Source organism: Paraburkholderia steynii, from assembly GCF_900100565.1.
GTDB classification, from domain to species: Bacteria; Pseudomonadota; Gammaproteobacteria; order Burkholderiales; family Burkholderiaceae; genus Paraburkholderia; species Paraburkholderia terrae.
The window spans coordinates 30836-56790 of sequence record NZ_FNDI01000038.1 but is presented as its reverse complement, the minus strand read 5'-3'; the positions used below and the strand labels follow the sequence as shown (position 1 = coordinate 56790).

Annotated in this window: 23 protein-coding genes; 8 read left to right on the top strand and 15 right to left on the bottom strand. The window is 58.1% G+C overall.

Annotated elements, in window-relative coordinates:
- Positions 1-12: 12 nt before the first annotated feature.
- Positions 13-1680 (top strand): GMC family oxidoreductase, encoded by a 1668-nt coding sequence (locus tag BLT65_RS40575; protein ID WP_091789356.1) that lies wholly within the window; start codon positions 13-15, stop codon positions 1678-1680.
- A 70-nt stretch (positions 1681-1750) separates the two neighbouring features.
- Here the strand turns inward: BLT65_RS40575 and BLT65_RS40570 are convergent, their stop codons facing one another.
- From BLT65_RS40570 to BLT65_RS48190, 7 genes are all read right to left on the bottom strand, one after another.
- The gene (locus BLT65_RS40570) at positions 1751-2344 is read right to left on the bottom strand and encodes an IMPACT family protein (RefSeq protein ID WP_042309828.1); all 594 of its coding nucleotides are present in this window, start codon (positions 2342-2344) and stop codon (positions 1751-1753) included.
- Between the two features lie 209 nt (positions 2345-2553).
- Positions 2554-3684, bottom strand: a complete 1131-nt coding sequence (locus tag BLT65_RS40565) for a tyrosine-type recombinase/integrase (protein ID WP_091789354.1) — start codon at positions 3682-3684, stop codon at positions 2554-2556.
- A 281-nt stretch (positions 3685-3965) separates the two neighbouring features.
- Positions 3966-4484, bottom strand: a complete 519-nt coding sequence (locus BLT65_RS40560) for a DUF1643 domain-containing protein (protein WP_091789352.1) — start codon at positions 4482-4484, stop codon at positions 3966-3968.
- 202 nt (positions 4485-4686) lie between these two features.
- Positions 4687-5118 (bottom strand): antirestriction protein, encoded by a 432-nt coding sequence (locus BLT65_RS40555; protein WP_091789389.1) that lies wholly within the window; start codon positions 5116-5118, stop codon positions 4687-4689.
- A 104-nt stretch (positions 5119-5222) separates the two neighbouring features.
- A complete protein-coding gene (locus BLT65_RS40550) occupies positions 5223-5651 on the bottom strand; it encodes a DUF6573 family protein (protein ID WP_143036657.1) in 429 nt (142 codons plus the stop codon).
- A gap of 150 nt (positions 5652-5801) precedes the next feature.
- Positions 5802-6269: a hypothetical protein gene (locus BLT65_RS40545; protein WP_091789348.1), complete on the bottom strand. Its 468-nt coding sequence runs from the start codon at positions 6267-6269 to the stop codon at positions 5802-5804.
- An 857-nt stretch (positions 6270-7126) separates the two neighbouring features.
- Positions 7127-7846 carry a DUF3577 domain-containing protein gene (locus BLT65_RS48190; protein WP_244186980.1) on the bottom strand — a complete coding sequence of 240 codons (720 nt, stop codon included), beginning with the start codon at positions 7844-7846 and terminating at the stop codon, positions 7127-7129.
- 390 nt (positions 7847-8236) lie between these two features.
- Here BLT65_RS48190 and BLT65_RS46835 point away from each other — a divergent pair, with 390 nt between their 5' ends.
- The 6 genes from BLT65_RS46835 to BLT65_RS40515 all read left to right on the top strand — a co-directional run bounded on the left by BLT65_RS46835 (position 8237) and on the right by BLT65_RS40515 (position 12229).
- Positions 8237-8500, top strand: a complete 264-nt coding sequence (locus tag BLT65_RS46835; RefSeq protein WP_091789346.1) for a cytochrome P450 — start codon at positions 8237-8239, stop codon at positions 8498-8500.
- 1588 nt (positions 8501-10088) lie between these two features.
- A complete protein-coding gene (locus tag BLT65_RS40530) occupies positions 10089-10352 on the top strand; it encodes a hypothetical protein (protein WP_091789344.1) in 264 nt (87 codons plus the stop codon).
- Complete coding sequence (locus tag BLT65_RS40525; protein ID WP_091789341.1) at positions 10349-10828, top strand: hypothetical protein; 480 nt, start codon at positions 10349-10351, stop codon at positions 10826-10828. The genes BLT65_RS40530 and BLT65_RS40525 overlap by 4 nt, the downstream gene beginning before the upstream one ends.
- Before the next feature lie 4 nt (positions 10829-10832).
- Positions 10833-10994, top strand: a complete 162-nt coding sequence (locus tag BLT65_RS47490) for a hypothetical protein (RefSeq protein ID WP_167306636.1) — start codon at positions 10833-10835, stop codon at positions 10992-10994.
- 100 nt (positions 10995-11094) lie between these two features.
- Positions 11095-11748 (top strand): hypothetical protein, encoded by a 654-nt coding sequence (locus BLT65_RS40520; RefSeq protein ID WP_143036655.1) that lies wholly within the window; start codon positions 11095-11097, stop codon positions 11746-11748.
- A 103-nt stretch (positions 11749-11851) separates the two neighbouring features.
- Positions 11852-12229 carry a helix-turn-helix transcriptional regulator gene (locus tag BLT65_RS40515; RefSeq protein WP_167306635.1) on the top strand — a complete coding sequence of 126 codons (378 nt, stop codon included), beginning with the start codon at positions 11852-11854 and terminating at the stop codon, positions 12227-12229.
- Between the two features lie 1677 nt (positions 12230-13906).
- Here BLT65_RS40515 and BLT65_RS40505 read toward each other — a convergent pair.
- The 5 genes from BLT65_RS40505 to BLT65_RS40485 all read right to left on the bottom strand — a co-directional run bounded on the left by BLT65_RS40505 (position 13907) and on the right by BLT65_RS40485 (position 18282).
- Complete coding sequence (locus BLT65_RS40505; RefSeq protein ID WP_091789328.1) at positions 13907-14290, bottom strand: YybH family protein; 384 nt, start codon at positions 14288-14290, stop codon at positions 13907-13909.
- Positions 14291-14847: 557 nt separating this feature from the next.
- Positions 14848-15825, bottom strand: a complete 978-nt coding sequence (locus BLT65_RS40500) for a plasmid partitioning protein RepB C-terminal domain-containing protein (RefSeq protein WP_091789325.1) — start codon at positions 15823-15825, stop codon at positions 14848-14850.
- On the bottom strand, positions 15813-16394 hold the full coding sequence (locus BLT65_RS40495; RefSeq protein WP_091789321.1) for a plasmid partitioning protein RepB C-terminal domain-containing protein: 582 nt from the start codon (positions 16392-16394) through the stop codon (positions 15813-15815). Before BLT65_RS40495 ends, BLT65_RS40500 begins: the two co-directional genes overlap by 13 nt.
- 9 nt (positions 16395-16403) lie before the next feature.
- Entirely contained in the window at positions 16404-16724 is a 321-nt protein-coding gene (locus tag BLT65_RS40490) for a ParB N-terminal domain-containing protein (RefSeq protein WP_091789318.1), read from the bottom strand.
- A complete protein-coding gene (locus tag BLT65_RS40485) occupies positions 16696-18282 on the bottom strand; it encodes a recombinase family protein (protein ID WP_143036652.1) in 1587 nt (528 codons plus the stop codon). The genes BLT65_RS40490 and BLT65_RS40485 overlap by 29 nt, the downstream gene beginning before the upstream one ends.
- Positions 18283-18861: 579 nt before the next feature.
- Between BLT65_RS40485 and BLT65_RS40480 the strand changes: the two genes are divergently transcribed.
- The gene (locus tag BLT65_RS40480; protein ID WP_091789312.1) at positions 18862-20358 is read left to right on the top strand and encodes a hypothetical protein; all 1497 of its coding nucleotides are present in this window, start codon (positions 18862-18864) and stop codon (positions 20356-20358) included.
- A gap of 410 nt (positions 20359-20768) precedes the next feature.
- On the opposite strand, the gene BLT65_RS40475 is transcribed toward BLT65_RS40480, so the two are convergent.
- From BLT65_RS40475 to BLT65_RS40465, 3 genes are all read right to left on the bottom strand, one after another.
- Positions 20769-21074 (bottom strand): hypothetical protein, encoded by a 306-nt coding sequence (locus tag BLT65_RS40475; RefSeq protein ID WP_091789309.1) that lies wholly within the window; start codon positions 21072-21074, stop codon positions 20769-20771.
- 908 nt (positions 21075-21982) lie between these two features.
- The gene (locus tag BLT65_RS40470; RefSeq protein ID WP_143036651.1) at positions 21983-22549 is read right to left on the bottom strand and encodes a hypothetical protein; all 567 of its coding nucleotides are present in this window, start codon (positions 22547-22549) and stop codon (positions 21983-21985) included.
- A 5-nt stretch (positions 22550-22554) separates the two neighbouring features.
- Positions 22555-25617: an eCIS core domain-containing protein gene (locus BLT65_RS40465; protein ID WP_167306633.1), complete on the bottom strand. Its 3063-nt coding sequence runs from the start codon at positions 25615-25617 to the stop codon at positions 22555-22557.
- Positions 25618-25955: the final 338 nt, after the last annotated feature.

The window sequence follows — 25955 nt, the reverse complement described above, 5'->3', positions numbered from 1 at the left end:
GGCGAATAGAACATGAATTACGACTACATCATCGTCGGAGCGGGATCTGCGGGCTGCATTCTCGCCAACCGTCTGTCGGCATCGGGCCAGTACTCGGTATTGCTGCTCGAAGCAGGCAAAGCCGACGATTCGTTCTGGTTCAAGATTCCAGTCGGTTTCACGAAGACGTACTACAACGAAACCTACAACTGGATGTACTACAGCGAGCCGGAGAAGGAACTCGACAACCGCTCGCTGTATTGCCCGCGCGGCAAGGTGCAGGGCGGCTCCGGTTCAATCAACGCAATGATCTACGTGCGTGGCCAGGCGCAGGATTACGACGACTGGGCGGAAGCGGGCAACAAGGGCTGGTCGTATAGCGACGTGCTGCCGTATTTCCGCAAGCTCGAATCGCATCCGCTCGGCAACACCGAGTATCACGGCGCGAATGGCCCGATCGGCATTTCGCCGATGAAGGATGACGCGCATCCCATCTGTCACGTGTTCATCAAGGGCTGCGAGCAGGCGGGCTACAAACGCACGGACGACTTCAACGGTGCGCAATTCGAAGGCGCGGGCATTTACGACGTGAACACGCGCAATGGCCAGCGTTCGTCGAGCAGCTTCGAGTACCTGCACCCGGTGCTCAATCGCAAGAACCTGACGGTCGAGCGTGAAGTACTCGTCACGCAGGTGCTGTTCGACGCGAACCGGCGCGCGACGGGCGTCGTCGTCAAGCAGAACGGCAGTTCGCGCCATTTCACCGCGAAGCGGGAAGTGATTCTTTCGGCGGGTGCCGTCGATACGCCGAAGCTGCTGCAACTGTCGGGTGTCGGCGATAGCGCGCTGCTCTCAGAGCATCGGATTCCGCTCGTGCATCATTTGCCCGCTGTCGGCCAGAACCTGCAGGATCATCTTTGCGTGAGCTTCTACTATCGCTCGAACGTGAAGACGCTGAATGACGAAATGCGCCCGTTGCTGGGGAAGCTCAAGCTCGGCTTGCAATACCTGCTGACGCGCAAAGGCCCGCTCGCGATGAGCGTGAATCAGGCCGGTGGATTCTTCAGAAGCAGCGAGAAAGAGGCATTGCCGAATCTGCAGCTCTATTTCAATCCGCTGTCGTATCGCATTCCGAAGAGCAACAAGGCGAGCCTCGAACCGGAACCGTATTCGGGCTTTCTGCTGTGCTTCAATCCGTGCCGTCCGAGTAGCCGCGGCTCGATCCAGATCGCGTCGGATCGCGCGGAAGATGCCGCGAAGATTCGCATCAACGCGCTGACGACGCAAAAGGATATCGACGAAGCCATTGAAGGCTGCGAGCTGGTGCGCAAGATCATGTCGACGGCGGCGCTCAAGGACATTACTGTCGAAGAGATTTCGCCCGGCCCGCAAGTGAAGGATCGCGACGCCTTCCTGCAGTACTTCCGCGGGCAGTCGGGTTCGATCTATCACCTGTGCGGTTCATGCGCGATGGGGCCGGACGACGGCAACTCGGTCGTCGACGAACGTCTGCGCGTGCATGGCATGTCGGGCTTGCGGATCGTCGATGCGTCGATCTTCCCGAACATCACGTCAGGCAATATCAACGCGCCGACGATGATGGTCGCGGAGAAGGGCGCCGAGATGATTCTCGAAGACGCGCTGGCAGCGGCAGGTTCGCAAGCGAAGGAATCGGCGAAGGCGTTTGCTGCGGCGCATTGATTGCCCGTGTTTCACAGCGGCCGCGTGCATGGAGCATTTTCCGGCACGCGGCCGTTTTGTTTTGATTCGCTCAGGTGTTTTCGGGGAAAACCGCGCGGCCTTGCGTCATGTCGCGCAAGGCTTCGCGCGCGGCGTCGACGGCCGTGACGGGCATGCGGATCGTCAGTTGCACGTTCATGTCGTACGCGCTCGCTTCGAGCGCATAGTTTTCCTGTTCGATCCAGCGTCGCACGCGGGCTTCGTCGGGATAGCCGATTTCGACGGGCAAGGACGCAAGCGCGATCCGCTCGACGCGCGGCGCGTCCTGCAGCGCGGTGGCGATCGCGTCGGTATAGGCGCGCACGAGGCCGCCAGCGCCGAGCTTCACGCCGCCGTAATAGCGCACGACAGCGGCCAGCACGCCGTCCAGATCGTGATGACGCAGCACTTCGAGTATCGGACGTCCCGCCGTGCCAGACGGCTCGCCGTCGTCGGACATGCCCGACTGGCCGCCCGCCAGCAGCGCCCAGCAGACATGCGTGGCCGTGGGATGTTCTTCGCGCAGGCGGCGCAGTTCTTCCATCGCGGCGTCGCGGTCGGCGACGGGAATCGCGTAGGCGATGAAGCGGCTTTTGCGGATGTCGAGTTCCGCCTGCAGCGCTGAGGGGAGAGTGAAGGTCGGCAAGGCGGCAGGCGTCGGTTGGTTCGGGTGCGGTCAGGGCGCTATCTTAGCGGATGTGCCTGAGCGGTCGGGTTGCCGCTATTTTGACGCATCCGGAAAGAGTCTCTTGTTAACTTGTGTGATGACGCGTTCGCGGCGCGAGCCGATAATGCAACGCATGGCGGATCTAGCTCTGGCTGGGGCGATGCCGGACTCCTCATCCGGTGATCCGTCTACCCTCCCACTTCAGTCCGGCGTAGTGCTGTATCGCTGGAACCTTTGCTGTATAAGGCTTTGCGCCTGGTCTGGCCAACTGCCTTGGCGGGTGTGCCCAGATTATCCGGCGTCGGGTGTGCCCAAAACTTGACCGCGTTTGCGTGCTGCGCCAGGTGGTCGGGTGCCAGATGACTGTAGCGCAGCACCATATCGTAGTCCGACCATCCGCCCAGTTCCTTCAGCACATTGAGCGGCGTGCCATTCTGCACATGCCAGCTCGCCCACGTGTGGCGCGTGTCGTGGAACCGGAAGTCCTTGATGCCGGCCTTCGCGCAAGCGCGGCGCCACTGCGGAAAATCTGATTTCTTGCGCGGTGCGCCATTGTTCACAAACACGAACCGCTCATGCAGCCCAAGTTGGCGCCGGATGATACTGACGGCGGCTTCGTTCAGCGGAACGCCGATTGGCTTCTTCCCTTTCGCCTGGTCTGGATGGATCCACGCGCGCTGTCGAGCGAGATCAACCTGTGACCACTCGAGCAGCGAAATATTTCGCCAGCGGAGTCCGGTATTGAAAGCCATTTCGGTAATGTCGCGAAGCCAGGTCGTCGGTATCGCGGCAAGCAGCGCGCGAGCCTCGTCGGCCGTGATCCACCGTATGCGCTTGTTCGACACGGGCATGTCGTTGAGTTTCGGCGCCTTGTCGATCCATTCCCACTTTACAGCCGCGTTCAACATCCCGCGAATGGTCGCCAGATAGCGATTGCGGGTGCTCACGCTCAGCTTCCTCCCTTTGCAATATCTGCGCTGGTCCTCGACCGGTAGTGCATCAAAAACCTCGGCACGTGTGATCGTATGGAGCGCCCGTCCGGGGAATCGGCCGCCAAACCAGACCAGGTGCCGCTCCTTGCTTTCATAATCCCGCTTCAATGCTTCCTCGGTGAGATACCGCATCGCCGCTTCTTCGAATGTCCAGGACGGCTTCTCACTCAGTTTCGAGGTGCGCCACGACGCGGCTTTTACCCGGTCGTGATACTCCTGTGCTTCCTTGCGGTCCTGCGTGCCGCAAGAGCGGCGAATTCTTTCGCCGCCTGGGGTGCGGATGTCAATGAAGTAGACGCCGCTCTTGGGGTGCTTTCGGATGGACATTGCTGCTTCTCCTGTTCCGTCTGCGCCGGTCGACATTTATTGTAGTCGCTTGTCGTTTGCCGCAGTTTTTCGGGCCAGACGCGCCAGACAGAACCGATCTGGAAGAAACCCAGTGCTATCTTGTGCGTGTAGACGGTTCCATAGGAAACCTGCAGGAGCGCGGCTGCCTCTCTGATCCCAATGGCTCGCTCGCCTGCAATCAGGATGCCTTTCTCGATCAAGGTTCCCATACAGTCCTCACTCTGCTTACGTGATCCCGATTGCCCATTGCGTTGTTCGGGTCAAATCGGGTTTTCGAATGGTTCTGGATGCGTGGCCGCGGAGGTATACAGTGGGTGTTTGGGACTGCCGTCCCGATTCAGGCCGAGATGGAACAGCTTCCCGCGCATATTGGTAATCCCAAGGAGGTGCAGCACGTCCGCCGAACGCGTTGCCGCCGCTTCGTGTGAGCCCCACGCACAGATAACCATCGACGCAAGGTCAACTGCTTCCAGGATCGCAGTGTTTGCTCTGCTACGTGGTCCACGCGGGTCCGGGTGCGTGAGCAACTCGTCAGGATTTGTCGCACGCAGCGGGAACAGGTTGGCAACTTCAAGCCGGCCGAAGCTATTCGCGACGGCACGGGCGAAGCACCTAGACACAGTTGGGTCATCAACGTGGTGATCGGCGGTCGACGGGTTCAGCATCAGGAACACCAACGTCGGACGTGACTTGTCCCACTCGCGCCAGAGGCGGTACCGGTACGCGCCGCAGTCGCTCATGCGCGCGCCGCGTTCGACTGCCTGGTCTGTTTCGGACATGCATTTCATACTTCCACCTCCTGTTCCACTCCCGCGCCCGTTTTCTGGTTCAACCTGCACGATCGTCTCGTGGAGCAACCATGCTCCATCGCTGTCTCGTCTTCTGCGGACTTTGTGCGCCCCGTTTGCATCATCGGTTTGGCGCCCCGAAGTGGGGCGCCCTTTCAATAGCTACCTGAACAAAAAGCGAACGGTCAATGCTTCAATCAATGGCGGCGAATATCGAGGCCGCTTCCGCGTGCTGTGCAACGAAGGCACTTAACTGGTAAAACAGCCCGCCGAAGCGTGCTTCGCGGGTCTGCCATGCGAGGGCGTTGAATGCCATCATGCAGGCCACGATGCCAGCGGCGTCGCATGACATCTCACCATCGAAGCCATTGCCCTCGCACTGGATACGCAACGGCTCCTCCATACGCGGCGCCATGTAGAAGCCGCCGTTGGACAGTTCGAAGAAATCCCAGAACCCGCCCGAATAGGCTTCACAGACGGATTGCAGCGATTGATAGACCATTGCTTCGCCCATCAGCAACTGCCGTCCGAAATGGCGCGGCAGTATGTACACACGCTTCGTCTCAGGGACACGCATAGCCGTGAGCGTGGTGTTTGATGTCAGGATTTCAGAATCAGGTTGCATGATTTTCTCCAGCATAAGGCTCGCAGAGCATGCCCCTGGCGGGGAAGCATCCCCGCGACGGGTTAAGAAGGCAGGCAGCGTGGCCGCTGCGGTGACAGATTCGTCTAGTCCTGATCGGGCAGCAGGATCGTCACGACCGCACGGTCGCCCGTTCCAGCATCAATGACGAGTTTCAGATGAACCTCGAAGGCCGGTGCTGAATCTCCGTCATCCCGATCGAGTTGCACATGGAAGAAGACCTGTTTGTCTTCGTGGTGATGCATAGCCTCGGCGGCAGCGCAGTGAAGGATCGAACGTAACCTCCTGGCCGCAGGCCACGGCAGGCACTGACCAGGGGCGAGGTCCTGAAGGCCGGTGAGACAAACGCACAAAGCCTCCTTCGAAATCGCGACTGGCGCGCTGAACCCCGCGTCGGATGCGATCATCGATACGTCCTGCAGGCTGCCGTTAGCGAGACGTTGCTCGCGTGATGCTATGGGTCGCGCAGGTGAGGGCGCAGCCGGAGTGCCGACATCGTAGTAATAGACATGCATGACATGCTCCTTGAAGGTGTGAAGGGGCATGCGGCCCCGATGGGGATGCGATGCCCCGCGGGGTGAGAATCAGGAATGACCGGCGCGTCGTGCTGTTGTGCGCGGTTATCTACAAGGTCAAGGGCGGGTCAAGTGCGGATGACACCTGGCCTAGCAGATGCGGAATCCACCGCACAGACCGAGGAATTCGGCGAATTCGCGGACGTTGTCCTCGTCGAACGGGTAGTGCGTCTCAAAATCAGGCACTTCACCCTTGCCTTCGCAGGCGTTACACAACAAAGGTCCGGGGCCGGTTGCAGGTGGCTCAGCGCGATGGCCGGTTGCACCGCACACCGTACACGGCTGAAATGGCAAAGAGCGCAGTCGCTGGTGGTACAGCTCGGCGTAGCGATGCGTGTGACCTGACCGGAGAGCAAGGTTCAGCCGTTCTGCGAGCGCGGTGGCCCCGTCATCGTCGAGTCCCCAGCCATTGTTCGAATGACCGAGGTTGCCGGTTGGGATGATGTCGGCCGCGACCGTTTCGCAGTATTGCCAGAGGGGATGCCACCACCAGACGTTGTTGCGGAAATAAGCGCCCTTGTCTGAACGGGGCGTGTTTCCAAAGACGTCCATGCCCATTTTGAAAACTCCTGAAAATGAGGGGACGTCCCCTGAGGGAAGCATCCCCTGAGGGTGGAAAAACTGGATGATCAGATTGCTGGCCGCCTGGCGTCTGCCATTGGACCGATCTGAACCAGTCGGGACAGAGAACATTCCGAATGCCGATCTGGCACGCAGCCGCGCAGAAACAACGCGCCGGAAAAGAACTGCGGTTACCGCGAGTGTGGTCACAGTGACGCCGCGACCTGACGGATCCGCGGCCGGCGGATCAACGGTAAAACCTCCATTGGCAGGTGCCCGGACAGCAGGACACCTGCCAATGTCCCCTGGCCGCGGGCGCGCGACCAGGGGCGTTTAGCGCAGCGAGCGCAAACGGCACGGCGTTTCGAGGCCGCCGTCGGCCCGGGAGGTCAGGGAAATGGGAACGCGAAGAGGAAAGCCACCGGCAGCAAGCTTGACGCAGCGGGACAAGGTGTCGCGCTGCGTCAAGCTGACTGGCGTTGCAGCTCAGCGAACATCGCCTCGCGGTGGTCGGGGGCAGGAAAGGGAAAAGTCGCAGCCGGTTTCGCGGCTGCGACGGGCGTCCTGTGGCTCCTCAGGAGAGAAAAGCGCAAAGGCGCCTGAGGCAGGGATCAGCGAACCGCATGTTGACGCCGGTGAACCGGCATCGCACCTGGCCTTTTTTAAAGCGGATGAACCAGGGATTGACGCGTGTTTTAGAAGGGCGAACGCGCAAACGCCCGAAAAACCGACAAGCTCGTTTAATTATAAGTATAACGAATCAAATAAGCCTCTCGATGTCCCAGTGGACAAAACTGACGACCATCACTAGCAGTGCACTCGCACGGAGCGGGGACACTCAAAGCAACCGGACTTCAGGATGGGGTGCCGGTCCGACGGACAGCGCGTCGCAGGAAGCCGGTTCCGCGGCGATAACCGGCAGAGTGTTCCGCGGGGTGTGCAGCAAGTGTTCTATCCTGTCGACGTTCAGACCGCTGAACCTGCGTCACGTCGCGACTGGCGGCGGCATGGTCTGCTGAAGCATCGGGAGTCGAAACTCTGGCGATGGGGGCGTCGAAGCCGGCATCGTCAGTGGTCCGGGCATCCGGTTGCTCGTCAGGAAAGACAGCTTCGTCAGCGTTATCAGCCGGGTCTTCGGGCAGGGTCTCATGTTGCGTGTCCTGATAGACAAACACACCATCGACCTTGATCCAGAAGACCTTGAGCAGTCGACCTTTCAGGACGGTGCCCATCTGACCGGCACGGTCGCCCTGCCTGATCTCATAGGTGCTGATGTAGTGATCACCGGCGCGAAAGCCGACCAGCACCTTGACGTCGCGATCATTTGCGTCGTTCATCACCGACAGGATCGCATCTCTGGCCTTTTCGCCCGAGACGATCAGGTCGAGATTCAGATAGACAATACCGTTCTGAACCTCGGGATCGCCGTGGAACGCGGCGATGGAGCAGGCGAGAAACGGCCTCGCTTTGGCGCGACCATTGCCGGCGGAGTTCACTTCGCGTACGCGCGAAAGATAACCGAGGCCGGTCAGGTGAAGATCGAAGTACTTTTTGGCTGGGTTTGCCTGATTCATGACGACTCTCCTAAAGAAAAAGGGAATCGTCACGAGCCCCGGTGGGGAATCGTCGATTCCCCAACTGGGTAGATAAGAAACTCCGGGTCTTTTCAAGACCTGCGGCCATCCAGACATGGGACGGAGCCAAACCGCAAGGGTGCTACAGGTGCTACAAAGGGCGCTGGACAAGCTCCAGCGGGCTGTATCAGTTACCTATGATAGTCAGGCCCAGCAAGAAATCAAGCGGTGCGCGTGGCCCAAGCAATGTCGACGTACTGCACCTCGGGTAGGGTGAGGTGCAGGAGGGCCACGCCGGACCGGTGTCGCTGCTCGCCCGTGTTTCTTGCGGCCCGGCTTGCGAAGCGAACCTGGTCGACTTCGGAACCGAGGTGCGCGAGGGCATCGGTGATGCAAGTGCCTTTCTCGCTGCTGCATCGGGATCAGTATCGCTGGCATGCGCCGGAAAGCTTCGATCCCTCGCGGTTTGCGGATTCGGAATCGGTCCGTGTGTGTATCGGTATCCAACTTGCGATGCTCGAGGCGAAGTCGGTGCTTGCATGGTTGACGCGGGATAACGTGATCGTTCCCGGGGATGGGCCGTCAGCGGTGTATCCCGTGTGTGGTGCCGAGCTGGCCTTCGCATTCGCCGGGTTTCGGATTTCTGCGCGGTGAACTCGCTGGCGCAGCTACCGGCAGGTGTAGTAATCAACCGGCGGTCGTCGAAGGTCGTCCGGCCAACATTTTCAGTTGCATAAGTAGAATATTTGGTGCTCCGATATCGATCCGGCACGAGGCTGCCGTTGATAACGCAGCGAACTTCCGTTCATCGGCCAATGCCGACATTGGAGTGGGCTAGGCTCTACGTCAGCAACGTGGCGAATTGCTGACGGTGACAGCATCGAACGGCGGGACGGCACCTTCCTTCATCAGCGAACTCACACTCCGGACCTTGGGCAGTCACTCATCTAATAGCACCAATCCGAGGAAACGCAATGCGAGCGAAAAGGCACAGGCTCAGTGGTGTAACCAACGAGATAACATTGTAATTTCACACGACCTCCGACCAGTTTCGTCTGTTCACAACGGAGTGCGTGGCATTGCCTTCAATAATCCTAAATATCGGATCATCACCTTTTACACCGACTCTCGATGAGCGATTCTAACCGGCCGAAACGAGTTGGGACCGGGAAAATGGGCTGGAAGCCGTACGGGATCTAGATGATCTAACCTCAAGCCGTTTGGTTGTGTCGCGACCTTTTAACGTGGTAAAGAAAATGCCGATACTCCTCCTGCCGCAACAAAGGACAAGTAATAGGCTTTACGTTCGTGTGTTCAAAGTCCCGCGAACGCCTTTTTACGCTCTGCAGCGCTGCGAACGGTTAGCATCTGGTGCCCCCGGGTGTGCGTTGTAGCCTCCTCCGTTCGGAGCATGTGCTAAGCCGCCGTACACGGATCGCACGACGCTCCGTACGGGTAATTTTTGGGGTAACTGCCCTATGTAGGCAGGGTGTGTAGCCCGCTGTCGCGCGGGTTTCCGGGGTAGCGATCTAATGAAGGGACGCGGGAGGGGCTGCGGGGCTTAGGTCGAAGCGCGACTACGAATGGTTATCAATTAAAAAACGTCGCGCGTATGCCGGCTCGCTGCGCCGGAAGGTGAGTTTGATTATCTGTAGAGTTCTAGAGTAAGCGTTCGATCTGTGACGCTCCGCCGCATGCGTGGCGTCAGTCCGTATGTATGATGTTTGTAAGGTTGATGGCCAATCAAAATCATAAGAAAGAGATTGCTGTCATGCAATCTCCGGTCGCGATGGTTTATTTCGGTTGATAAGCGCAACACGTAGGCATGTTGGATCGGCATTGCGTTGTCGTAATTTCAACCTATTTTCGGGAAAGGAAAGAAATTATGAAGACACGCAATATCATTGCCGCGCTTGTCGTGGGCGTTTCATTGTTTGCCGCGTCTGCCGCGCAAGCCGAATGGATTCACGTTCAGAACGATAAGGGCGATCTTACAATTCTGTAAAGACGGCAGAAAATCAGAATCATAAGAAAGAGACTGGCCACTTCATCCGCCACTAACAGAGCATTGAGCGCGCGATCGCGCTGGTGCATGTGACGCTGCCCAAGCATGTTTATAAATTCGATGCCTGCGTATGCACGCGGTGAAAGCGAAGCGCTGCCTGATCGCATCGCATCTGTCCGCCAGAAGATGTTCAAGCGGCTGATGAATCCACAGAAATTCAAGTAATGGAGTGAAGTGATGGACGCAGTGAAAGCAGTGGTGAAGAACCAGACGGTGCGGGTGGTGATGGGTTTCGCAGGCGTGATCGCGCTGCTGGCAAATTGGGATGATGTGTGGCACTTCATCGGCAAAGGGCTCATGTTCCTGATCGCGGCAGGTTATCTGATCGTGCATCTGGTGCGCTTCCTGATCGATGCCGGGTTCTATCTTTTCATCGCAGGTGCGGTGGTGTTCGGGATCGGTGCAGGTGTGGCGACTTTGTGGAAAAAGGTGATGGCATGAAGACGAAGATGAAGCTGGTGGTGGTGGCGGTGTTGGTCGGCAGCTTGGCTGCGTGTGCGAGTGCGCCGGATCGTGCCGCACAGGATGCAGCGGACTATGGTGCATATCCTGCGAACTATGAAGAACTGGTCACGGATGCGCAGGAAGCCGTGCTGAAGGATCCGCAGAGTGCGCAGAACAAGTATCTAAGCACCCCGCAGAAAGGCTTCATGATAGCCGCAGGGTCATCGACTCCGATCTATGGTTATCGGCTGTGTCTGAACGTGAACGCCAAAAACAGTTATGGCGGATACACCGGCAGCAAGCTGACCGAAGTGTTTATCCGCAATGGTCGCGTCACGCGTTATCGGTCGATCACGCGGGACGATCAATCGCTGAATAAACGGATCGTGGACGGCTGCGCGCCGGTCATGGGCAGGTTCGATAAGCAGGCCGACGCGCAGGGTGTGCTAAAGACGGAACCTAAAGGAGAGTAACGCCATGAAGGAAGACATCGAAGTGACGAATGGCCCGAAGTATCGCGTGATCGTCAGTCCCACCGAAGCCCACGGGTTCATGATCGAAGCCGGAACGGATCAGCTTGCTGCCATCCGCATCGCGCTGGACATGTCCAAGCTGTACGGGTGGAACGGATCAGCCTGATGCAAGTGGTCGGCACCATGATCGAAATCGGTGAAGACAGCTTCACGATCAAACCTGCCGAAGTGCAACTCCAGTAAATAACGACTGAAGGACGATGACCATGAACGGACATGACTTGAGCAATGGAATGATGTGGCAGGACTTGTATCTGCCCAGCGGCACGCAGCTTTATACCCCATACAAGGGAATCAAAATCTTTGCTGAAGTGCGCTGTGGAAAGATCAATGTGCCCAGCCTAGGCAAACAGTTTCGATCACCGGGTGAAGCCTGTAACGCGATGCGCGGTGACACATCGAACAATGCGTGGCGCGAATTTTTCGTGTCCGCACCGGGCAGCGATGTGTGGACAGGTGCTGACACGCTGCGGCAGGACGTGGACGCGCGGAAGCGTTTCATCCAAGCCTGTGAAGCAGCAGCCCCGCAGCGCGAAGTGCGCCGGGTGCCCGCGATGGCATCGGATGCGAAGACCAGCGACACCACCAGCAAACCGGCACCGGAACCGCGTTACATCGACATGACGCCCACATGGCGCGGACTGATGCCGCTGCTGATCGAAGTGGCAGCGAACGGTGACAGCGCTGCTGGTCGGAAAGGTGCGCTGGATGAACTGAACCGGCTGGCTGACATGGCAGATGGTTTCGGTCCGCGCATGGATGCGATGTCGGCAGCGCTGAAGGCTTTCCTCGAAGCCACGAAGAACGATCCGCGTTATGCAGCGCTGATCACGCAGGCAGGGGAAGCGCTGAAGCGCTGATCACTTACACCACAGGGAGCGAAGCACCATGAAGAAGGCACACATCCAGCAGGCTGCACACTTAACACGGAGCAGGTAACAAACGATGAAGACGAATCCACGCATGCCACTGGACACGCAGGCGCGCGAAGCAGCAGTGAAGAACATGGCGGTGTCGATGGCATCGCTGCTTCTGGGTTATGACGCGGCACACATTTTCGCAGCCGCGGCGGCTTCGGCTGCAGTGGTCGATGCGGGTGGTGCGGCAGATACTGCCGAAGCCAGCAGCGCGCCTGCAGTGCAGCCGCAGCGATACCGGAAGATGGTGACCACTGCGGAAGCTGCGCGAATTGTTGGCGTGTCGCACGGTCGGATGCTGGAACACGCTCGCGATGGGACGTGCCCGGTGAAGCCAGTGAAGGCCGGTTTTTTTTGGGAATGGCCGGTGACCGAACTGCGCGCATGGGCAAAGGAACGCGCAGCAAAGAAGAAGGGGAAGTGACGGTGCCCGTCGTGTAGAGCGCTGAGATTTGTCTGACCCGGCAGCGGTTCGCCAGTTGCGCCATCGGTCCAGTCGACTTTGACGCCCGTGCCCACGCAATCACCAAAAAAGGACATGTGCGCCTTGTATTCCAGCATGGTTTGCACGGGGTTAGCCTTTAAAGAAGGTAGCCATGAAGACAGGACGTCGGGATAGCCTGGTCGCGCACCGGGCGTCAGTCACCGGTGGAAGAGCGACGCGTTCGACTGCATTTAAGAGGGCGAACTAGATTTCTTCCAGATTATGTGTTTCTGGATATGTGCGGTCGGCCACACATCCGCGTTCTCGAAGTGGACCTGTCGCGACTGGCTGCCGAGTGAATTGTATGCAGCACCGCAGTAAACACTGCTACCTGTGGCCGCGATATCAATTCCTGCCGTATCGGTACGCGGTCAGCGGAGTTCCCTGGGAAGAAGAGTTGGGCGCACGTCCAGTGTGCGAGCGAGTCGCGCCAACGCACTACTGGTCGACGAACTGTTTTGCGTCGATTTTCCGATTGCAATGGCATCGGCGGCCGGCGTGAAGAAGCTTACTGATATCACGAGCGGGCACTTATCGCATCGGTCACGGCGCATTCTCCCATCATCCCAAGATGAACGTTGCGATGCGTCGAAGACGTCGTCGAAAGTGTCGCTGACCAGGTTTCCGTGCGTCCGAAAGAGATAGACATCTCCAGAAAGCTTCTGGGAGGTAACCTGCGTACAGTTGCTGCGCTTGCATCGCGCAGCCTGAAGGTCTCTTGCACGACGGACAGCTTCGACGCCGGCGTACATCACGCCGCCGAGGCTGCCGACGAAGTACTCGGGCACTACATGTGGGAGGTCGCATTCAACCAGTTGCCGCCAATGCACACACCTGAGGGATGGATTGCAGAAGGAATGCCGCCCTTGGCAGGCGTGTCAGGAATAAGCGGCGAGGTGGGCCTTCTCTTTTCGCGGAATTTCTTGCGCAGGCACCTGCGATTCCACGGCCTCGACCCGGAAACGGTCGACGAGCGACTTCCCCGGCAGAAGGCGCGCCTAGCGACGCCTCGCAAGCAGTCGCGAAGATGACGGCATCAAATGCGGTGTTTTATACCCATTGCCAGCTTTGCCAGTTGTCTTTTGTAAAGCGCGGCCCATGGAATTTCCGTGTTTTGCTCCGCGAAATAGTCCCGCGTGTCGGTCCATCAACGGCAATAGTCATGGTTTGTGCTTCGACCTTGATGACGCATTTGTGCAGGCGAAACAGCGACTTTTCAGACGACCATTTACGGACATCGCTGTGTGGATTCTGAATCCCGACGAACTGCACCAGGTGGATGCAATCTTGACGACACACCTCATGGGTGTCTTTAGACGACTGTGTCCAGGTGTTTTCTCACCAACGGCAGTCATCACGACCGTGAGACTCTTCTCCATTCTACCGGCGCTACCCAGGTTGAAGATGGGCTTTGCGTTAAGACGCGTCGCATTTTCGACCATTGCCGCTGCGAAATCAACGCCAAAGGTATCGGCACCTCGCGCAGTTGCTGCCGCTGGGACATAGCGGGGACCCGTCGCAACAGCGACAAAACGGGCACGCAGTCGGGCGTCGAGTGTGTCAACCAGTGCGCCACTCGACTAAGTCGTCAATTCGTCGTGATAGGGATGCAACTGGTCAAGGCGTCGTGGGATTCACGTTCCAAGCGTGCGCTTTGATGCGCAACGCGGAGCCTTCCTTCTGTGCGATGAGTAGGAAGTTTCCGCTGATGTCCATGGTCCGTCCGTCCGGTATGTTGATATTTCCAGTCCAGGCTCCGGATTCCCAGGCCACATTTCCATCAGATGTGCAAAACCGTTGCTGGATTTCCAAACGATTCCAGACTTTCGTTGCTACTTCGGCCCATCCTTCGATTCGCTTTCGGCCGGTCACAGCTTCTTGGCCCGCCGGAATGAGAATGGCGTCGTCGGCAAACAAGGCCGCCCAACTGTGCGTATCGTGAGCGTTGACTGTATCGACGAACTTACCGTTCAACGCGACAAATGCCTGTGAAATGTCCATGGTGCTACCTCCTTGAGGCGTGGTGGGATGCAGCTTGGGCGAATTGATGACGTGAAAGTTGACCTCGTACGTTGTGCTATGCCACGTCTATCTCCGGCTGGAATGAGAAGCAAGCGAATGCAATCTCCGGGCCGCTGCGCGTTACTGACCGAGACACGCGCACGCCTACACCGGAGAGCGCGCGCCAAGGCGCTACTCAACGGGTATCGAACGTGTGTACTGGAAGCAAGTGACCATAGTCGCCAATTCATCTTGACTCACTACACCGTCCAGACACCTGGCTGGCTCCCGATGCCGAGAGTACCTTCGAAAGTACAGTGAAGCGTAGGCCAACGATTTGTTTGTTGCAATCCGCGAGAATATTGATTGTCGGCGACAATCCGATTTCTCGCTGCCGTGTGTTTTCCTCTTGAATACCACCGACGAATCCATGTGTGGAAAGGTCACGGGAATAGCCGAAAGGTTTATTGTCGGAGTCGAACGATCGACCTGAATTGACGATAAGTATGTGTCGGGGTGCCGGTTGCTGTTGTCTTATGAATAACGGCAGTGTCCAATTAGGAACCCCGGGTTGATCTCGATTTGACACTCTTGTTGCGTATGTTTTTCGAGCGAGAACGGGTTTGTTCGACGGCGGGCAGGAAGCACCCGGACTCGTCGCTTATCGCCTTGAGCTCCGACGCAAATTCCGGGTGGTGAGCCTCTATCCACGCGACGACGGACGGGTTATGCATGAGCCTGGCAATATAGGCCGCGGAAACGGTAAGGTGAAGATGGTCTATGCCGCATTGTTCGTCGGTCTGTGCAATTGATGTCTGCAATGTTGCCAATTCTCTTTCCAGTCGCGCGAGCTGTGCGGCAGCCTCCGATTGTCGCGAGTCGCGCGCACGATTGTGTGGCACAAGCTGACTCTCCGGTGTCGCGGCCAGAATCGCCTTGGCAAATGTTGATGAGAAGTTGCTTTGCCCGCACATGAGTTCCGCCGCCTCGATCTGTCGGAGCGGCCTCATCAGTCTAAGCGTTTCATAAGTCTTGGCGGGACAGTTCCTGTCAGCAATCAGGGAGGCGGCTTCGGGACAGACTCCATCGAGCATCGTGGCGCGACGTCGTACGGTATTGACATCGACACCGAGCGCAGTTGCGATTCGATCCTTCGGGACACCTCGCGAGATTGCCTTGGCTATCATCCTTGCGTCCTGTGCAGGCGTCAGTCGATTGATGAATTTATTGTAGGTGTACGCCTCGTCATCCTGTGCGACGAGACACGTGACTTCTGTGATAGAAAGTCGCCTCAGTGCCTCAACTCTCAGGCGTCCGTCGAGAATCCGATACGAGTCGTTGAGCCCGGTATCAGGAGTCACGATGATGGGCTTGACCAGACCAACGGTTGCAATGGAAGCGAGGATCTGCAAAAACTTCCGGCTGGTTACAGCGTTGTCCGGCAGCGGGCGCGGTGAGTGCAACCTGTCAAGACCGAGTGTAACGGGGTCAATGTCGAAACCCCGTTTCACGAGATTTTCTGTCAGTGTTTCCATGTCGGTGCCTCTTGCCTGATTCTTTGTTCCAGTATTTTTGGAATCGTAGTCAGTCCCTGTTCCGAAAGTAGTTCTGCAAATTCTCGATCTCTCATCATTTCCTTCAGGGAGTGAACGATGAAGGAGAGCCTTGCCTGGACGACTTCAGCTCGCTTTGCCAACAGTTTTTGTCGATTGCACTCGCGAACATATACGCGACGGAGATGGCCCGGACTGAATTGCTGACCTTTCGCCCCAATCTTGACCCCGGATGGCTTGAATTTTCGCTCACCGGTAGTCTTTCTTCGCTCGAGGAGTTTGCGCACGACTGCAAGCTGTTTTCCCTTAAGTGTGCCCTGACTGTAGGCATCCATCAGGGCAGACTGCACCTTTTGTTCTTCGGCCCGCGAAATGTGTATGGCGATAGCGATTGGTATCGTTCCATTGTCGACGGCTGAAAGAAGTCGTTCCTCTCTTCGATCCAGCAGAAACATGACATTTTGCAGGTAGGCGGTTGACAGGCCAACTTTGATAGCAATTTCCCCGTCCGTATATCCGCTTTGCCGTAACGCCTGAATATCGCGGAGCAGTTCCTGTGTTTAATGGTTTCGCCTCGCCACATTTTCGATAAGGCTCATCAGCAGACAGTCCGCCTCATCCTTGATCACGACGCGCGCGGGTATGGTCTCGTAGCCGAGTAGCCGGACGGCCTCGAGGCGTCCCTGGCCGCAAACGAGGTCATATCGATACTCGCCGATAGCCTCGGCAAGTTTGCTTACTGTTATCGGCTTCTTCAGTCCCACCGATGCAATATTCTCAACGATGGCTTGATGCTGCTTCTTCCCACGAGTGCTGGGGTTAATGACGCGAATCTGTTCGGTCGGGATGAATTCAATCGGCTGCTGTGTCAGGCCGTTCATATGACATCTCCAGAGGGCATCGTGCCGTCAGTTCAATCAGGATGCTTTCATCGGGAAACCGGAATTTCTCCAAGATTCCTTCTCGTCCCTTTCCAATAGATATCGCTAACTCCCGTCCAGGTGGAAGGCTGCCTCTTGGAAATAGGTGCACATCGACAAGCGATGCGAATGCTGCGTCAAGACGGAACACTGCAAGCAGATGAGGAGACGAGCGGAGTGGCCAGCGTACTTTCCAACGAGGACTTCGACAATCGTAGTGACGTACGAGCCTCGCTACAAACCGAATGCTCAGTTCGTTGTCGACGGTCACGGTGTTGCCATCTGCCGAGAAGGCCAAAGAGTGTCCTCTGATACGAAGTTGATCTGCTACGTGCTGAACACGTGCGCGAAGTGCCGAGCGTGACGCCCGGAAGACTTCAGGGGACATTCCGTGGCAGCGCGGTTCATAGCCAATACGCGTGTATGCGTTGAGCACGCTTCCGAAGCGCCTGGCGTAGGTTTGCCCAGCGGGCAGTGTCCGTTCGAGGTCGATTGTTTTTTGGGTAATCCTGCGAGCAGATTTGGCGAAACAGCCAAGCCGGTCTAATAGCTCGTCGTCGGTCAGGAATCTGGTACGCCGACGGCGCATGTTGTGAGCTGCTTTGAACACTGACGGATCAATGACCGGTTCGAACGCAAGTGGAGCCCGCACCCATTCGGATTCTGGATTCCGTTTCCATGGCGCGTTGAGTTTCGTTGCTGTACGGCCATAGATATTGGCGCCCGCATACTTTTCGTTATTGAGAATGTTGCCAACCAGCTGGGATGGCCACTTGCCCGCTCGTGCGTTGCAGATCCCAAAGTCGTTGAGTCTCCTCGCAATTCTGTACGGCCCGATCCCGTGCTCGACGTACCATTCAAATATGCGGCGAACCAACGCCACTTCGGACGGCTTGCCGGGAACAATGATCACGCGATCGGTCTGCAGGCTTTTACGTTCCCGGTCCTTCAGTGGCCCCTTCACTCTTCGGTGCGCATCGACAAGGATTCGCTGAAGTCCGAAGCCTGCTGAAGCGCCTTGCCAGAACCCACGTTCAGCGAGCCTGCATTGCCCCGCATATACCTTTGCTGAAAGTTCACGACTGTATTCTCCTGCCATGGCGCGTTTCAACGTTTTCAGGAGATTCGATGCTGGAGTGCCGTCATTGTTGAAGCTCTCCTGGCAATATGTGACCTTGACGCCTGCCTGTCGGCACACGTACTCGTAGTGAGCGCTTTCGTCGACGTCCTGGAACCGTCCCCATCGACTGACATCGAACACGAGTACCTGGTCGAATTCACGATCGGCAGCGTGTACATCGGCAAGCAAGCGTTGCAAGCCTTTACGGCCATGGAGAGTTAATCCACTTTTACCGGTGTCCTCATAGGTGGCAACGATCTCGATATTATGATCTACGGCAAATTTGCTGATCGCGAGCTTCTGGTTTTCAGGAGAGTATTTTTGATAGTCCGTCGACATACGGACATATTGTGCCGCCCGCGTGCGGGTGTGTGAGAGTTCACTTGGGGAGGCCTTCATTGCAGCCCCGAACGGAAATGATGCTGCTTTATTGATAGCCGGTTGAGGGTCCAAGTCAAGCGTTGAAAACGCAAGTCACGAAAGATTCATAACGTGCCTTGGAGGAACATGTCGCCTCGGCTTCCTCGACAAGGCGCATGAATTTCGCATATGCCGGGAGCGCCAGGTCCGTGGACGATCTACAGTGCTCACGTTCGAGTCTTCAACGGCAGCTTTCCGGCGCAGTGGGGGAACGCGTACAGCCGGCCAGGAAGAGTTGTTCACTCACACCGTTGCCCGGGCATTTGCACGACAGATCCAACTCAGTAAGCGGCCGTTTCAATTCGCGAGAGTGAACGTTGCATAATCAGCAACGAGAACGGCTTTTGGTTCGAATATGACATTGGCGAATACTGGCTCCGAGCAACGCGGACAAGTCCTGAGGTGGTCACGATCTAAAACTAAACATTCCGGAAATATCCACCTATATTTTGAACACCCGGTCGCAGTGCGTAACTCCTTATCCCCGACAGCCGGAGGCATCGCAGACGCACACGCACGCTGCGACTATGCCAACGCGACCAGTCGCCGGAGATTATCGTGACCATATTTCATTGGACTGGAAGCGCCGGGACGGGCGTGTTTGCTATAGCAGGCAACTGGGATAACGCAGCTGAAGCGCCGCCAGGACCCAATGACGTCGCGATCATCGTTGACGCCGCTAAGCCGATCACCGGAACGGGTGCCGCAAGGGTCCTGAACTTTGGTGGGACCAACGAGGTTAAAGGCCACCTGACTGCAACCTACGGCTGTCCCGTCAACGAAAGGTTGACGTTGGCTCCGGGCTCCATTCTGACCACGCCGAAGCTTCATATCGGGCTGAATTTCGTCCCCAACCCTCCGACTACCGACCCAGCCATCGTGACAGTCGACGACAGCCGCGTCGTCATCTCAGGGTGTAACCCGCCAGACACATTCGCGATCTCCATCGCAAGGATTGCCGGGAATCACGGCACGTTGGTGGTGCGGGGAGCGCACGCCGTTATCAACGGTGGTAATCAGCCGATGTCCGTCGGACAAGACGGGACCGGCACGCTAACGATCATGCAAGGGGCTGCGGTAACCGTCGGGAACAGCGACCCGATTAAATATCCGTGGGCCCTGGTTATCGGGAACCACCCCGGGGTCAAAGGCATCCCACCATCCCCCGACATCCCACCGTCCCACGGAATCGTCAACGTGTCGCATGCGTCGCTGCAGGCACACGGACAGGTCATTGTCGGCCGTTACTCGGTCGGAGAACTGCACCTGCATGAGCGTGGTCTTGTCTTCGCGGAGGATGTGGCAATCGGGTGGGCCCCGGACAGTGGAAAAAGTGACCAGGGCAACGGCATTGTGACGGTCAAGGACGACGGCGCGCGTCTCATCGTTGATAACGCCATTGAAGTAGGGCATTTCGGGGTTGGCTCGCTCACGGTCGAGAAGCATGGTTTTGTTTCGGCGGGCATCGCAGTTAACATTAACGGCACACTATCGCTTGCGGATGGGCAGATCGAAACATCGGCGTTCGGCGTCAACGATGGCGGCACATTGATCGGACACGGGACGATAATTGCCTCCGCGGGATTCGTTATCAGCGAGCGTGGGACGATAACCGTGCACCAGAACCTGAACCTGATCGGTGATCTCGACAATGCCGGCCAGATCACGGTCGCTGCAGGCGGCGAGCTGCGGTGTTTCGGTACGCTTGAGGATAGCGGCTCGACCGAACTGCAGACAGACAGCGTGGCATCGCTCGAGGCCGTGGCAGATCAAGCGATCAAGTTTGCCGGCAATAACGCCAAGCTCGTGCTGCGAAGCCCAGGCGCGTTCGGCGGCACTATCGAGGAATTTGGGGAGCACCATTCTATCGAGCTGGAGGCCAACGCCACCGACCGCAACTACGACACCGTCGCGCACGTGCTTACCCTTACCGGTCCTGGCAGCGTCGTAGTGGCGCAGTTCCGGATGACAAGCACCACCGTCGCCTATCAGACACAGAACTTTGGCCTGGCGTCTGGGTTCCCCTCGATCATCACGTTTCACAATGTTCCCTGACAGCGTTACTCGGAACCGGTCTTTGCGGAAATAGCGTCAACTGCTAGCGATGGACGGCAGTTTTGGCCGACCACGAGGCAGCGATGGCCGCACGGGTGACGACTGCCCATGCCATGGAAGTTGCCGTTAGGCTAATGCGGACGCGTATGACCGGAGAGGGTCCGGTAGTTCTCGTTGACATCAGATGCCAGTGAGTAACCACTGAGCATCTCAACGACCGCTCTGGAGAGCGTTCTCGAATTGGTGCTATCGGCCAATACCCGCCCTCCGGGTTCGCTTGAAACGAGCCACGAACCGTCAGCAACACCTCCGTGAGCGGGCACTCGACGTTCGAGTTAAGCGGCGGCGAAGCTGTCCGCCTTGAACGAAATGTTAGGTACCTTTTGTGCAGGGGTGACTCTTAAAACCCATCATTGAAGCTTTCTTCCCTCGCTGCAAAGCTCGATGGCAAGGCCACGGTTCAACCCCAGTCTTTCAAACGCCATTTTGTAGCAAACTAAAGTGGCCTTGGCATTCTTTGTGCCTGCGCAGAGCTGAACAGCGAGACCTACGGACATCTTCTCGTCGCCAGTAACGTCACCTAAGTAGCCATAGCACTTGATAGGTTCTGGAACGTCTTTTAGTGATTTGTCGTCAATGCTGTTTGTGGATTCAGCGCAGAGCGCAGTCCCGCTTGCCAAAACTAAACTGCTTAAAAATGAAATAAATTTAGTCATGGCGCAACGACTCCTTAATTAGCCTAACAGTTATTAAACGGACTCGCCGAGATATAACAACTGATATTCATTCGCCCATTATGTATCCGTGGTTGCTTGTCCAGCAAGGAAAGACCCTTGCCTGGGTCCGTATAACAACTCCAATAATACGGACAGCTCGGTAAGGTCCGACTGGACCTCTATATTGGCCCTTTTTCTTCTAGGAGCGACCTTCAATTGCCGTGACGTGCGGTTTGCTCCCGCGGTGATAGGTCGAGTCGAGGCGCTTGGCGACCATGCCTTCGAGGTCGTTGCTTGGACCTGCTGAAACACCCACAGACCCGCCGATACGACTCCGTGCACGAAGATGAGCGTGCCGGTGTCGTCGAAACTGTCGCGCAGAGCCTCTTTTCGCTCGGCAAGCGGCAGGCTGCGAGTGTCACGCTCACATTGGCGAGCATGTCGAACACACAGAGGCGCGCGGGGTTTTCACGCATCGCTGCCTTCACCCAGATTGGGACAGACGTTCGCGAACGGCTTTGCAGCCGCTCGAACGACGGACGCCCATTCGCATCGTCAACCGTCAATTCCGATCCCACGCGAAGTCGCGCGGCACGCGTTCGATGGCTCCGAATACCGATTGCTGATTATGCTCATTCACACGCAGGCGTGCCCGCTCCTGTCATCGTTGATCGCCGTTACATCATTCGGCAGAGTGCGGCCATCAACATTCGTTCATCCCAACCTGTATGCGGACGTTGGAACGTCGGCTCGGTGACGGTGGAAACGCGCTGTAGTAGTGAACAAGTTGCAGTGCGGCGACCGGCCGGCCTTGCGGTGCCGATGATGTTAGCGTTGGAAAACACGCGTTCAGGAAGAAGTGACGGATTTCTCGATCGGTCCATACACCGTAGACGCTTTCTTTCTCGTTACTTGCTCAAGTCCCGCCAGAACAGGGCGCGCGCGGCGGCGAGTTGTCCGGGCGAACATTGATACGCTTCGCGCCATTCCTGCCAGGCCTCGTCAGTGTCGCCGAGCAGCTCGACACGCACGATATGTGCGCCGTGCCGGAAGACATCCTCCCACGGAAATGCGGCCGTCAGATAGTCGTCGACACTCCAGAATGCCGCTGTGATCAATGCCATGGAACGACACTGATAGTTCTGGCGGTTGTAGGCGAGCGCATGGCGCTCGGCCAGCGAGCGCAAGCGCGGCGGCATCCCGCGAAAGAAAATCTCGATGTCATAGGCGCCACCCGATACGTACGGGTTGTAGCTGCTTTCCGCATCGAAGAAGACGCCGACGATGTCCGATCCGTCAAACGTGATCGCGGCGTAGGTACCGTCGGCGTTGTTGAGCACGTAGTCGGTTCCGTCCCAGGCGAGGAAGCCACCGAGTGCGGGCTCGCTCGCCAGCATTGTCGTGTGCACGGCCGCCCGGAGGATGACTCCACGTCGCAACGCATAGGACTTCGGATAGCCTCGAGCGGTCATCATGGCGCCTACAGTTTGTTGCTCTTTCCGCGATTGTACTCGGCCGATACGACCTTGGCATTCGAGTAGGAGTTAGATCCCAGAGGCTCGCCGTTTGGCCCGGTCTTCGGGATGATGTGATCGACCTGAGCCTGGTTGTCCGGAACCCGGGCGAATTTGCCCGGCTCCTGCGGTCCCTTGAGCGGCGGCTCGAGTTCCTTGCCGTACCACGGATCGAGCGGTTCGTCGGAGAACAGTTTGCCGCCGTGCTGGTTGGCGTTCTCGGCGAGGATCTTCGGCTTTTGCCCAGGCTGGAAATCGCGGCCCGGCTCTACCTTGATGTTATCGGGGAGGTGAGAATACGGTCCTTTCACTGAGGCAGCTTTGGCCTTGAGCGCGTCTGCCAGTTCCTGCTCGATCGGTTTGAGGGCTTCCTCCTTCGCTGCATCGTTCAGCTTCGGATTGTCCTCGACCGCCTTGATCTTGGCTTCTATCTTGTCTGTGACCAGCGACCCGTATTTCTTGCGCAGCTTCTCGCACGGCGAGGCGCACACTTCGCACTCGCCTTCATTCATGCGCAGGCGGCGCTTGCCGTCCTTGCTCGATGTACCTTTGTCCCCCTTGGCTTCGCCGAGTTTGCCTTCATCGGGTTCGCCCTTCGGCCCTTTTCCCTTTCCCGGCTGGCTACCCTTGCCTCCCGCCGGTGCTGGGTCGATGCCGAACACCTTTCCCTTGACGAAGTTATAGATGCCCTTCGCAATGTTTCCGAGGAAGTGGAGCAGCAGTATGAACAGGGCGATCGCCAGCGCCATCGCGAACGCGATCAGGCTGTCGGCAATCCGGTTGTACGCTTCTTCCTTCTGTGCGGCCGTGGTCGAGCCGGTCTTCAGGAGCAGCAGCTTGTGGCCGATATTAAGCTGCTCCGATTGTACGAAAGCGCCGAGCAACCCGTAGCCGACCAACGCGGCAAGGCCCTTGACGACCGGATGAGGAATGAAACTGGCGACGATCAGGGGCAGTGTCAGCGTGCGCATCAGAACGCCGACGACGGTGTGGTAGATCAGGATCGGGATGTCGAGTATCAGCAGCAGGCTCGTCCACAGCTCCTCGAGCGACCCGGCGCTCAGGGGGCCTGTCACGATGTGCCAGATGTCCTTGAAGAGCTGGATGATGTCCTTGACGTTCCCGGCCATCGGGTAGATCAAGTCGATCAATAGGTCGACGACGACGCGCATGGGATTGGCTTTGAATTCGGCCCATTTCTTGCCCATCATCGCGAGGACGCCCGAGCCGATCTCCGCCCACGAGGCCGATCCTTTCTTGCCGGCGTCCGGCGCCGGTGCCCGCATTACCGTGGTGGCGGCAGGCCCGCTGAAGCTCGCCGCCGCCGGCGCCGCCTTCGTGCCGCCGAGATACTGGCCAATCACTTCCGCAAAGCGCGTTTCGACGTTCTCGAAAGCCTGCACGGTACGTGCGGCAAGCAGGTCGACGTACTTGCGCGGATGGGTGAACAGATCTTTCAGGAACAGAACCACCTGGCCGAACAGGACGATGCCCGAAATGACGACGTTGATGCCGAAACTCATCACTCGGTTCACGAAACCCATTACTGCGTCGATCGCGCTGTCGGCCCATTGCTTGACTTCCTTGACCAACGCGGTCCAGCCATCGTTGATGTCCTGCCACAGGCTCCTCAGCGTGTTGATAAGGGCGTTCACGCCTTTCTGCACGACATCAGGGAGTTTCCTGAACAGAAAGTTCGAGGTAAGGCTCGCCACCCGGTTGAGCACTCCGGTCGCGAAGCGGTTGATGACGCCCCAGAGCGCGCTGGCCGCCCCGAGTATGTTGTCGACCATGGCCTTGAAGCCGTTCGCAATGGAGTTCACCAGGCCCGTGAACGTCGCCCATCCGCGCGTCAGCGCGTCGGTGTCCAGGCCCATGATCGCGTCGGCGAGGAAGCCAAGCGGGTTCTTGAAGAAGCCGATGATGTCATTAAATGCCGCCTTCGCCCGATCCCAGGCGGCATGCGCCATGCCCTTGAGTTCCGCCCATTGCTGTTTGAGCCAGTCGAGCGCGCCATTGACGAGACCCATGATCTCGTCGGCGACCCATTGCAGGCTTTCGACCGCCGCGTCCTTGACGACGCCGGCCGCGGTCTTGACTCCCTCGATGCTGGGGTCGAATTGGTAGTCGGTACCCGGAATACTGATGTTGTACCAGTGGTCGGCCTGGACCTGTGGAACGCCGACCATTCTTGCCATGTCAAGCTTGGCTGTATCGCCGTCTTGCGGCGGCGCACCGGGGGAGGCCTGTTGACGCTGCACGGCTGTGCCGGTCCGGCGAATCTCCGGATGCTGCTGCACCACATGGGTCAACTCATGTGCCAGCAAGTGCCGGCCTTCCCTTGATGTCGGCGCAAACTGGCCGGCGGCGAAGGAGATCGAGGAGCCCACCGTGAAGGCACGCGCGCCGAGCGAGCGTGCCGTTTCATCCGCGCGCGGGCCTGTGTTCACGCGTACCTGGCTGAAGTCGGCGCCAAAGCTTGGCTCGAAGAAGGCGCGTGTCGCGGGCAACAAGGGACTGCCTTGGCCTTGCAGAATGTGCACGTTCGTTTCGACCGCGGGCGCGACGCCAAAGGCGGCGCCGGAGGCTTCCTTCCGGTCGAGTCGCATCTGCCCATTGACCTCGGCCTTGTGCTCGCTCGCGGCCTCGCACGTGGCGCAAGATCGTCGAAGCGCTGGGCCCGCCGCCGACACGGTGGAAATGCCGGGAGCTTGCGTGGACGGCGTGGGCATGCGCATCACGGAATCGGCGACGCGGTCCGCTTCCAGTTCGTAAGGGTCTCCGGGCTGGCTGACAGTGAGGCTCGCCTGGATCGGTGGCGTGGCTACGGATGCGGCTGCGGGAACGCCGGATTTGGCTGCCAGCCGTGCCGCGAAGGCTTGCGTGCCCTGATTTCCTAGGCGCCGGTGCAGCGTGCGCGCCGCAGGCGTCGAACCTGTTACCACGGCGTCGGAGTTCGCTCGTGCCGGAAGCGCCGGCGGCCGCCTCGCAACACCAGGCCTGCGCACTGAGGCACGTTCCTCATCCATGGCCGCGGCTCCTCTTCGATCCACACTTCCAGGCGCGTTGATCGACGTGGCTTGTTTGCCCTGGAGCGCCCTAGCTTGCGATCGTCCTCGATTCTTCGCACAAGCGGCACGCGCTGCCGATGCTTCCCGGGAGACTAAAAAAGATCTAGATCGTGTGTCCTGGCGATGCCCTGGGCCGCCCGGCAAGCTCGCGAATGTCTGTGGCGAGTTCTCAGGCCATGTGCTGAGCGCCTGCTCCGCAGAGCGGACTGCATCGAGTCGAGTGAATTGGGATGCGGCGGCGCTATTGTCGATAGTTATCAGACCATCACCGCGAACGATCAGGACAACCCGCGCAG